The organism is Corynebacterium sp. KPL2680, assembly GCF_040225675.1.
In the GTDB taxonomy this organism is placed as follows: Bacteria; Actinomycetota; Actinomycetes; order Mycobacteriales; family Mycobacteriaceae; genus Corynebacterium; species Corynebacterium rhinophilum.
The window spans coordinates 1-10,856 of sequence record NZ_JBEHFM010000035.1; the positions used below are offsets into that span (position 1 = coordinate 1).

The window sequence follows — 10,856 nt, forward strand, 5'->3', positions numbered from 1 at the left end:
GACGATATGCATGGTTGTGGTGCAATCCCGGGTAAGGGAGGAAAAACTTGTCCACTGCCCGGCACCCATGAGTTTGAGCGTTTCGAGGATCTTTCCAGCCTGCTCGGGCACGGAGACGGCGACGCCATGAATATGGCCCGTTGCCACTTCTTCCGGCGGCTTGGGGCGAAAGACGCCCGCCGCCATTTCCGCAAAGCTCGCTGGAGTATGGCCCAGGGTTACGGGAGGTAAAAGCTCTGCAAATTGCTCCTCGATGCTGACCGCGCGCGGATAACTGCGCTGCGCCTCTCGCTGCCAGCGGGCAAATTGATCCGCCGCCTGTTTATAGGCCTTGTACTGCAAAAGCCGGGCAAAGAGCAGGTCACGCGACTCCAGCAACTCCAGGTCCTCTAGATCATCGACCTCGCCCCGCGGCAATAGCCGTACGGCCTTTAAATCCAACAGCGTTGCCGCCACGACCAAGAAATCAGTCGTTTCATCCAGATCCGCGTTCTCGCCCAACTGCCGCGTGTACCCCATAAATTCATCGGTCACCTCAGACAAGGCCACATCCGTGATATCCATCTTCTTGGCCTGTATGAGCTGCAAAAGCAGATCAAATGGCCCCTCGAAATTCCGCAGGGCAATACGGAATCCCGTAATCTCTGGTTGCGTCACGGTAGCTTAGACGGTCGAGCGCTCGATGACTTCCTTCGCCAGATCGCGGTATTGCTGCGCGGCCTGTGAATTGGGCGCCCACGAGGTGATGGGCTCGCCGGCCACGGAGGTTTCTGGGAAGCGCACGGTACGGGTAATGACGGTATCGAATACTTGATCCCCAAAGTATTCCACCACGCGGGACATTACCTCTCGGGCATGCTTGGTGCGCCGATCAAACATGGTGACCAGAATGCCCATGACTTCCAGATCGAAGTTGATGCGGTCAGAGACCTTTTCCACCGTGTCCGTGAGCAAGGCAAGCCCGCGTAGCGAGAAGAACTCGCATTCCATGGGGATGATGACGCCCTGGGAACAAGCTAGGGCGTTGACCGTAAGCAGACCCAAGGAAGGCTGGCAGTCAATGATGATGAAGTCATAATCCCGGCGCACCGGACGCAGGGCGCGCGCCAAGGTATGCTCGCGGCCTACTTCATTGACCATCTGAATCTCTGCTGCGGAAAGGTCAATATTCGCCGGAACCAGATCCATGCCGGACACGCTGGTGTGGTGAATGGCGGAGTGGATAGAGGTATGGCTATCCAGCATTACGTCATAAATCGAGTCCTCGATGTCGTCATGGTTTAATCCCAGCCCAGCCGAAAGGGCGCCTTGCGGGTCCAAATCAACCAGTAGGACCTTGCGTCCATACTCTGCGAGGCAGGCCCCCATATTGATGGTGGACGTGGTCTTGCCCACGCCGCCCTTTTGGTTACACATCGAGATGATGGTGGCGGGCCCATGTTTTTCCAAGGGGGCGGGTTCCGGCAGCTCGCGGACAGGGCGGCCAGTTAGCCCCGTCTCTACATCAGAGGCTGAAAAGAGACCCTCTTCGCTCACAGTCAAACCTTCTTCCTTGACGCCAAGTCATGGACCATGACATTTGGCATAGGGTTGCTTACAACGTTGTAACTATAGCGTACCCGCTCCCCTTTATGACTACCGAGACTTTGCAAATATCAAGCCTCTAACTTTGACTTAAGTACTGAAAGCTACGCCCGCGGATGCGCTGTCCGCCACACCTCCCGCAAGGAATCAGCGGTAACGTGGGTATAGATCTGCGTGGTAGTCACGGAGGAATGTCCTAAAAGCTCCTGCACGGTGCGCACATCGGCACCGCCTTCGAGCAAATGCGTGGCAAAGGAATGGCGCAGCGTGTGCGGGGAAATGGATTTATCCAACTGGCTGCGCTGCGCCGCGGTTTTAATAATTGACCAGGCGCTTTGCCGCGATAGCGCACCGCCGCGCGTATTCAAAAACAGCGCAGCGGTTTTGCCCTTTCCCAGCACGGGCCGAGCGCGCACCAAGTAGGCATCGATGGCCTGGCGAGCATGCGAGCCGAGGGGTACAAGCCGCTCCTTATCACCCTTGCCATGCAGCATTAAGACGTCATCGGCAGTAGCTACGTCATCGACGTTGAGCGAGATTACCTCAGAGATGCGCGCCCCAGTGCCATAAAGCACTTCTAGTAGCGCCCTATCGCGAAGGTCAACCGGCGTTTCCGTCGGCGTCGATTCGATGAGGCGTGACACCTCGTCCACGCTCAAGGTCTCCGGCAGGTGTTGCCCCGTGGAAGGCGGGCTCACCTCGGCGGCAACATCGCTATCGACTTCCCCTTCCGCAACGGCGAATTTGTGCAACCCGCGCGCCACAATGAGGGCACGGTTGGCAGAAGATACCGCCATCTTTTCGCGCAGGTCCTTCAAATAGGCCTCCACCATCGGCCGGGTTACCTGCCGTAGGTCCTGGACCCCATTGTCCGCCAGCCAATCCACGTACCGGCGAATATCCCGCCGGTAATTGCTCAGGGTATTTGCTGAAACGCCGCGTTCGACGGCGAGGTGATTCAACCAGGTCTGAGCGATGTCCTCTGCAGCAGTCACTGCTTTTTCAGATCCGGTCCGCTGCGTCGAGCAGCCATATGGGTTGGGCGCAAATCGAACGGCGCATCCACCGAACGCGTCGGCTTTCCACCAATGACCGTGGCATATGCAGATAAAATACCCGCGCACGCAACGGAATTAACGATCTCGCCGCCCAGCACCTTGTCAACCGCCTGGTCTAGATCAACCCAGGAAAAATCCATATCGGCTTCTTCATCGCCGGTATCCTGCAGCGCCGGTACCTCGCTAAGGTCGCGAGCAAGGAAAATCCGCACGGCTTCCTCACAAAACCCCGGTGAGGTCACCATATCCGTGAGAACTTCCCAATCCTTCGCGGCAAGGCCCGCTTCCTCCTGCAACTCGCGCTGCGCGCCGGAAAGCTCATCCTCGCCCTTTACATCGAGCAATCCTGCCGGCAGTTCCCACAGCCGCTTGCCGACGCTATGCCGGTACTGATGCACCATCGCGATGCGCCGATCCTCATCCAAGGCCACTACCGCGACGGCGCCCAAGTGCTCGATGATCTCCCTATCCGCGGTGTTCCCTCCCGGCATGGACAAGGTATCGCGGCGTACGGCCACGATAGGGGCATCGAAAATTAACTCTGAATCCAAGACCTGAAAATCGTGGGCCACTGTTATTTCTCCTCTTCAGGTAGGGCGGAATCCGCGCTTTCTGCTGAACCGTAGTCTCCCCTGCCCCCATTAAGCTGTTCTTCGGCAGCGGAAATCACGGCAATGCGCTCTACCGCACGCTCAATACCATCTACGGTAGAAAGATCCACGTCTTTGGTGCGCAACTGCTCCACTGTCTTATCATCTTGGGTCTGCTTGCTCCGTGCGCTAAGCACCACGCTGCCATTGACCTCATCCAAAGCGGTGGCTAACTCAGCCAAGGTGTCCGAATAGTATCCTCGCACCCCACTGCCGGAAACAATGATGATGGACTGGGCGGGAAGGATGGTCCCGTCCTTATAATCAATAAAATCCTCATCGCGCAGGGCACGCAGCAGCTCAGATCGTTCCTTTACGCTTGCGATTGGATCCGTGCTTTCTGGATCCATGGATAAGGCCGCCCCCAAAACCTCGCCGCCGTAGCTTCCCACGGTTTTATCGAGTCCCTTAAGATCAGCTTTTTTCGGGGCCTTTTCTTTAAGGATTTTTACGATATCGTCTTTGCTTTCCCCCCGCAGGAAGTCTTTACTTAGCTTGATTTCTCCTGCAGCGGTGGCTCCGGAGGCTTCTAAGAGTTTCGTGATTTCAGAAAGTTCATTGCTATTTGCATCATCGGTGGAAATAACCAGCACTGGCCGCTGCGATAATGTACCGGAGACCAAATCTGGGGCTACATCACTGACGATGTCATCACTCGCCTCGTTTTGATTCTGCAAGATCTTATTTTCTTGCACCACCTTGCGGTGTTCTGCACGGATCGGGTCATCGTCGGCCACGCTGGTGGTCAGGTTGGGCGCGATCACCAAGGCACCAAGGGCCACTCCAACCGCCGCCCCAAGTCCGAGGCCCGTAATTAGTTGCGCTTTCGCCATATTTTTACCCCCCGCTTAGAATAGGCTCGACCACGTCTGGCTTAAATTACTCAAGAAATCCTGGCTCCCGCCGAAGCCCACGATCAAGATGATCGCTGCAATCGCCACCAAAATGCTCAAAAGGGCCCATAGCCAACCAAGGTGCGAGGACGGAGCGGAATACAGGTTGATTACTGCCTCAGCATCGACCACCTTGGTTCCGCCCTTCAGCCGAGACAGTACAGCAGACGGAGCCACGCGGTTGGCAAAAACATCATCGAGGTCAAAACCACCACCTGCCTGCACGATAAGGCCCGCACCGTGGTAATCCGCAAAGAGCAGCGCTAAATCCGTGGCCGATTCCGAAGCCGCCGGAAACGTCATGGCTCCGATGCCCAATTCTTGGATGCGGTCAATGCTCTCCACGCTGCCTTCTGGATCCGCGGGCACCACAATGCGCGCACCGCAACGCAGCGACTCATCGCTTACCTTGGCAGGATCACCAATGATAAAGTCAGGCTTATATCCCTGCTCCAGCAAAGAATCCGCGGCTTCATCAACCGCAATGAGCAGCGGCTCATACTCCCGAATGAAATTCCGCAATTCTTTTAGCTGGGAGCGGTGGTCTTCGGTAGGAGATAAAACGATGACCTTCCGGCCAGCAATCTCGGCACCGGATGCGGGGACCCCGAGGCCATCGATAAGCAAGGGGCCCTCAGAGTTAATGAAGTCGATGGAGCTCGCGAAATAGGACTCCATGTGGTCAATGAGTGCGCTTTGTGCCGCCTTGAAGTTTTTGTCTGCGCGCTCCCTGGAAACCTTCTGCCCCGTCCCGATTACTTTATCCGCGACGTAGACCTTTCCATCGTCCCCAATATGTGCCTTCTTGCCATCCTTAAACTCGGAGATAAATTCCTCGCCGAGGCCTTCGAGAAGGTCAATGTCGGCATCGAGAAGCATGTGCGGACCGCAATTAGGAATGGAGCCAGTAGAAAACCTGGCGACGTTGACCACCGCGGAGGGCTGTAATTCCACAAGCGTTTGTGCCTCGGGGCGAGAAATATTCGCCGCATCAATAACGGCGATGTCGCCTGCAGAAAACTTCTTAAGACCTTTCGCTCCCGGGGTGCAATCGCGCAATGCAGCATGCTCACCAGGATGATCGGGGGTACGGGAAAACAGAGCCATGGGCTCCATTGTTCCTTGCTTAGTCCGCCAGCTGGGTAAGGCGCGCGGAAGCTTCTTTTTGTGCGCGATCAAAAAGCTCTTGGGCATGCGCGCGCCCCGTCTCCGTGTCATCCAAACCAGCCAGCATGCGCGCCAATTCCTCCACGCGCTCCTGCTCCGTTAGCTCGGCTACCCCCGAGGTAAATTTGTTCTTCGAGACATGCAAATGCGCATCCGCATACGCAGCTACCTGCGGCAGGTGCGTCACGACGATAACCTGATTATGCGCAGCTAGCCGCGCTAGCCGACGCCCAATTTCTACCGCCGCACGCCCGCCCACGCCAGCATCGACCTCATCGAAGACCAATGTCGCACCGTCCTCGCTGGCGAGCACAACCTCAAGGGCAAGCATCACGCGAGACAACTCGCCACCGGAGGCCGCGGTGGCCAACGGCTTCCCATTGAGCTGCAGCTCCGCAGCATCAGCGCCCGTCTTGGAATACTTAGCCGCGGAAAGCTCAACCGACAAAGTGGAATTGGGCATGGCCAATCCATGCAGCTCTTCAGTCACCAACTTCCCCAGTGCCTCCGCCGCTTTCCGGCGACCTTTCGTAAGCTCCGCCGCCTTCTGCTTCATCTCCTGCTCAGCCTCTTTGACCTGCGCCTTAAGTTCCTCAAGGACTTCAGTGGAGGTATCCATCGACTGCAATTTGGACTCCGCCTCATCGCGCCACGCCAAAACACCATCGATATCGCTGGCGTATTTGCGAGTCAACGCTCGAAGGTCCTGCTGGCGTTGCAGTGACTTCTCCAGCAGATTCGGATCTGCCGGCAGCCCCGCGAGGTATCCACCGAGCTCAGCCGAAATATCGCCTAGCTGCGAGGTGATTTCAGATATGCGCTCGCCCAAATCCGCCAGCTCTTTATCCGAGGATCCCACCAACGCTGATCCCGCGCGCCCTAGCAGCGAAGAAGCAGCCTCATCAAGCTCTTCCGTTCCATCGATCGCCGCCAAGGCAGTGTGTGCGGATTCGCGCAGCCCGTCGACGTCTTGCAAGCGCTGCACCAACTGCACTAGCTCTGCGTCTTCCCCTGGCTCGGGTGCCACACCGTTGATTTCCTCTAGCGCATATTGCAGGCGGTCAGCTTCCTGGGCAAGCTCCCTACGAGACTCGGTGCGCCGACGATAGTCCTTGGCCAGGCTGCGCCACTTTTTAAAGGCCTCAGCATAGTCTTCCCGAACGCCAGCCAGTTGCGGGTCTGCACGGTCCACGGCCGCGAGTTGCTCCTCTGGGGCCAAGAGGCGCAATTGGTCATTCTGACCATGCACGGTAATTATCTCCCGCGCGAAATCTCCCAACGTGGCGGCCGGTACGGCTCGCCCTCCCAAATACGCCCGCGATCGCCCCGCAGCCGAAACCGTGCGCGAGACAATAAATTCACCATTTTCATCTGGCTCACCGCCCACCGAGTCCACCAGCTGGCTGATGCTCTCCTTCGCGGAACTAAAATGGCCCTCCACGGCCGCTTTTTTAGCGCCATCGCGCACCCGAGAGGCATCGGCACGCCCGCCGGCCAACAATCGAAGCCCCGTAACCACCATGGTTTTGCCAGCGCCGGTCTCACCGGTCAATACGGTCAGGCCCTCCGATAATTCCGCAGAGCTATGGCGAATGACTCCTAAATCATTGATAGAAATATCGACAAGCACTATTTCTCCTTCGGTCCACGCCAGCCTTCCACGGGCAACCGCAGCTTAGAGACCAATCGATCCGTAAAGGGCTGATCATCCAACCGCACCCAGCGCACGGGGCGCTTACCGCGCACCACCTCAACGCGGGCACCCGGCGGCATAATAAGTTCCCTGCACCCATCCAAGATAACTACGGCCGGTGTGGTTTGCATGGTTGATTCCACCGCCACCAAAGAGTTGGGAGAAACCACTAAAGGTTTAGTAAAGAGTGCATGGGCATTATTCGGCACGACCAAGATTGCATCTAGCGATGGCCACAGCACTGGGCCGCCGGCAGAAAATGCATACGCCGTAGATCCCGTAGGAGTCGAAATCAGCACGCCGTCACAACCGAACGACGAGACCGGGCGCCGGTCGATCTCCAAAATCGCATCCAACACGCCCGACCTGTTCTGGTTTTCTACCGAGGCCTCATTCAAAGCCCAACTGCTAGCCAGTTGGTGACCGTTAGCATCCGAAATAGAGACATCCACCGTCAGCCTGTCCTCCACCCGGTAGCTCTTCTCTATTACGCGAGCGACGGCACGGTCTAATGACTCCACTTCCCATTCCGCGAGGAAGCCTACGTGCCCTAGATTCACTCCGAGGACCGGAATATCAACCGCGCGTGCCATATCAGCCGCGCGCAGGAAGGTGCCATCACCGCCGAGAACAAGAACCAATTCACATCCTTCCGCCGCAGCGTCAGAATGCGGCACGTGCTGTAGCCCTGGCAGGACGGTTTCGTCCGCACAAACTCGAACCGTTATCCCTGCCTCCTCCAATAACTCGGATGCACGGGAGGTAGCCTGCAGGTTCTCTGCGCGATTGGCATGTGGAACCAACAATATCTCTCGCATTACTGCGGACCTTTTTCAACGGCAGTATCAATCATCTGTTTCATTGTAGCCACGTCCGTGGACATACCGTCCTTTTTCAGCCACAGGAAATATTCCACATTTCCACTCGGACCCGGCAACGGTGAAGCCACAACACCGTGCAGGCTAAGGCCTAAAGACACGGCAAATTCAGCAACGTCCTGCGTGGCCTCTTTGCGCATCTCCGGAGAACGAACCACCCCGCCGCTGCCGATGCGCTCTTTGCCCACCTCAAACTGCGGCTTGACCATCGGCAGCAGCCACGCACCGTCCTTCATGCACTCCACAATTGCTGGCAGCACCAGTTTTAGGGAAATGAAAGATAAATCCCCGACCATGCCATCGCACAGGCCATTGGTCATCTCCGGATTAATAGTGCGGATATTGGTCCTATCCAAAACCGTCACGCGGTCGTCATTTTGCAGGCGCCACAATAATTGCCCATACCCGACGTCAACGGATAGCACCTCACGCGCACCAGACGCCAAGCACACATCTGTAAATCCTCCTGTCGATGCCCCTGCATCTAAGATGCGGCCATCCATGTCGACGTCGAATGTGGCTAGTGCGCCCAAAAGCTTATGCGCGCCGCGAGACGCCCACCTGTCTTCCTCAGACTCCTCGACCTTGATGGAGACTTCAGGATCCACAACTGTTGCAGGCTTTTCTGCTTTAAACCCGCCGACGGTCACACGGCCAGACTTGATCATCTCGCGGGCTTGCTCACGAGATCGCGCAATCTTTCGGCGCACAAGTTCTGCATCCAGCCTGCGGCGTTGTGGTGGCATTAGTTCTCCTGCAAAGCATTCCGCAATACGGAATGCGCCCTGTCCAGTTGGTCGACTTCTTCTGCGAGTGTTGGCGCATCTTCGCCAAGAATTGTCGAAATCTCCGAATTTACCTCTTCAGGCTCTTTCACGGCCCGAAAATCGTGTGGCTTTACCGCCATTTCGACACAACCTTTTCCGCAAATTCGCTACGCGGCTGAATATACCGAGGTGGTGCCGGCATCGACCACGCCACTTCCAAGACCGTCCGCAGCGCTTGCACCGAGGTAGAGGATTCATTCCCCCCCTGCAATAGGACATCATACCCATCGCATCGCGCGGTAAAATCTCCTTGCGGTCCCGGTCGCACCTGCGAAATAGGCAATGAAAGCTCGTGCATGCCTGCCCCAATAAAATTAGGCCGTGCCTCCACCGGGGCTTCGATAAGCTCCAGCTCGCCCGATACACCGGTCAAGACATGAAAGGTATTCATCGCTGCGGCGTTACCCCCAACGATATCCGTATCTAGCCTGTCGCCCACCGCCAATGGCTTTTTCGACCCGACCTTTTTGGCTGCCAGGAAGAACATCGCTGGTTCAGGTTTGCCGGCAGATACGGGCTCTACTCCCGTCGCCTTCTGGACGGCAGCAACTAGGGAGCCATTGCCAACGCCTAGCCCCCGCTCAATTGGAAGGGATGTATCCAAATTTGAGGCGAAAAACTTCGCGCCTGCCCGGATAGCCAGCGCCCCCTCCGTCAACTGTTCCCAATCAACGGACTTATCAAATCCTTGCAGGACGGCTGCTGGTTTATCATCAGCACTCGAGACCACGGAAAAGCCCATCTCTTTGGCCAAGTCCCGGAAAGAATCCGCGCCAATGATTAGTACTTTCGTACCTGACGGGATTTCCTCCGCGGCCAACTGCAATACCGCTTGGGCGGAGGTGACGATATCACCAGAATCCGCAGTCAAACCGATATCCGTCAGCATTGTGGCGACGGCTTCTGGGCTCCGCGACGCATTATTTGTTACATATACTGCGGGAACGCCGCACGTATTAATAACGTCTACTACGTTACTTAGCGGACGGCCGCCCTCCCAGACGGTTCCATCCAGGTCCAGCAATAAGGCGTCATGTTTGCTCAAAACACTCATTATTTACATTCCGCCAATCGGTCTGCGGCATCGGTCCAATCCCCCTCATCAATGGCGATAGTGTGCTCGAACCACTCGCGGGCTTCATCCCTGCGCCCCGCAGCGAGAAGAGCGTTTGCATAGGCATACGACAACCTACAAGCACTCACTCCGCGATCGCTGCGGTCAGGTTGTGCCCTCTGGATGGTAACCACCGCTGATTCAGGTTGATCGAGATCAAGGCGAGCACCTGCCAGCACGATCGCCAGTTCAATAGCCGATTCTTTGTCTAGTTCTTTCGCCTCCTCGCTGCGTCCTAACTCCAATGCCTTTTCCGGCCGCCCCAGCCCTCGTTCACAATCAGCCATAACCGCTAGCATTCCTGGACCGCCAGAAATACGGCGGGCAGCGCGGAGCTCGGCGAGTGCCTCTTTCCACTCGCCTGCACGGTAAGCAGCGATACCATTAACTTCTCTGGCGATAGCCACGCGGCCCGCACGGTCCTTAGCCGCGCGCGCATGTCGAAGTGCCAATTTAGGATCATCGTCCATCCAGGTCGCCGCCATGATCATGTGCTTGGCGACGGCCTCCGAGTTCTCTTTAGAGAGAGATTTCAAATCTTGGAGCACCAATGGGTCCAAGTCATTGATATCAACCTCTTCAGGAATATCCGGATCGGTCATACGCCGGTTGATTCGCTCTTCCCTATACCCAGAGCGCTGTGGAGAGAAAGATTTCTTCTTTCCCCCTCCGCGAGAAACACGGTCCCCCGAATTGCGTGGATTTCGACCCCGACGGTCTTGTCCGCGGCCGTTACGGCCGTGCTGGTTGCGCTCCGACATTCAGTCCTACCCTTTCTTGGTTGGAACTCGCACAGAAATACCGCACCCATTCTACAGTGCTAAACGACATTCAAAGAATCTGGAAATTTCCTTACCTTTGTCCGTGTTTAGATGCACTTCATCGCAATTCCCCACTCCGGTACTGAATCATAGGTTCTGCGGTTACCCTCGAGTAGTGGACACCCTATTAGTACGGATCTTGTGTCCGTAGGAGAGGATGTTCATTGTGAG

General features: G+C 56.6%; 11 protein-coding genes. All 11 read right to left on the minus strand.

Going from position 1 to position 10,856, the window contains the following annotated elements; all coding sequences use genetic code 11:
* Positions 1-657, minus strand: a 657-nt coding sequence (locus ABRP66_RS11100; RefSeq protein WP_349838687.1) for a segregation and condensation protein A, incomplete at its 3' end; no start/stop codon positions are given.
* A gap of 6 nt (positions 658-663) precedes the next feature.
* On the minus strand, positions 664-1,536 hold the full coding sequence (locus tag ABRP66_RS11105) for a ParA family protein (protein ID WP_023022236.1): 873 nt from the start codon (positions 1,534-1,536) through the stop codon (positions 664-666).
* Between the two features lie 152 nt (positions 1,537-1,688).
* Positions 1,689-2,579 carry a site-specific tyrosine recombinase XerD gene (gene xerD, locus ABRP66_RS11110; protein WP_005282823.1) on the minus strand — a complete coding sequence of 297 codons (891 nt, stop codon included), beginning with the start codon at positions 2,577-2,579 and terminating at the stop codon, positions 1,689-1,691.
* Complete coding sequence (locus tag ABRP66_RS11115) at positions 2,576-3,214, minus strand: NUDIX domain-containing protein (protein ID WP_284864657.1); 639 nt, start codon at positions 3,212-3,214, stop codon at positions 2,576-2,578. The genes xerD and ABRP66_RS11115 overlap by 4 nt, the downstream gene beginning before the upstream one ends.
* A 2-nt stretch (positions 3,215-3,216) precedes the next feature.
* The gene (locus ABRP66_RS11120) at positions 3,217-4,125 is read right to left on the minus strand and encodes a copper transporter (protein WP_284869199.1); all 909 of its coding nucleotides are present in this window, start codon (positions 4,123-4,125) and stop codon (positions 3,217-3,219) included.
* 15 nt (positions 4,126-4,140) lie between these two features.
* Positions 4,141-5,301, minus strand: coding sequence for a putative cytokinetic ring protein SteA (steA, locus tag ABRP66_RS11125; RefSeq protein ID WP_296089806.1), 1,161 nt, complete (start codon positions 5,299-5,301; stop codon positions 4,141-4,143).
* 10 nt (positions 5,302-5,311) lie between these two features.
* Entirely contained in the window at positions 5,312-6,982 is a 1,671-nt protein-coding gene (gene recN / locus ABRP66_RS11130) for a DNA repair protein RecN (RefSeq protein ID WP_284852584.1), read from the minus strand.
* Positions 6,982-7,863: an NAD kinase gene (locus tag ABRP66_RS11135; RefSeq protein WP_284852583.1), complete on the minus strand. Its 882-nt coding sequence runs from the start codon at positions 7,861-7,863 to the stop codon at positions 6,982-6,984. Before ABRP66_RS11135 ends, recN begins: the two co-directional genes overlap by 1 nt.
* Positions 7,863-8,669 carry a TlyA family RNA methyltransferase gene (locus tag ABRP66_RS11140; protein ID WP_284852582.1) on the minus strand — a complete coding sequence of 269 codons (807 nt, stop codon included), beginning with the start codon at positions 8,667-8,669 and terminating at the stop codon, positions 7,863-7,865. Before ABRP66_RS11140 ends, ABRP66_RS11135 begins: the two co-directional genes overlap by 1 nt.
* 151 nt (positions 8,670-8,820) lie before the next feature.
* Complete coding sequence (locus tag ABRP66_RS11145; protein ID WP_349838688.1) at positions 8,821-9,804, minus strand: HAD-IIA family hydrolase; 984 nt, start codon at positions 9,802-9,804, stop codon at positions 8,821-8,823.
* Positions 9,804-10,466, minus strand: coding sequence for a tetratricopeptide repeat protein (locus ABRP66_RS11150; protein ID WP_023030791.1), 663 nt, complete (start codon positions 10,464-10,466; stop codon positions 9,804-9,806). The genes ABRP66_RS11145 and ABRP66_RS11150 overlap by 1 nt, the downstream gene beginning before the upstream one ends.
* Between the last annotated feature and the right edge of the window lie 390 nt (positions 10,467-10,856).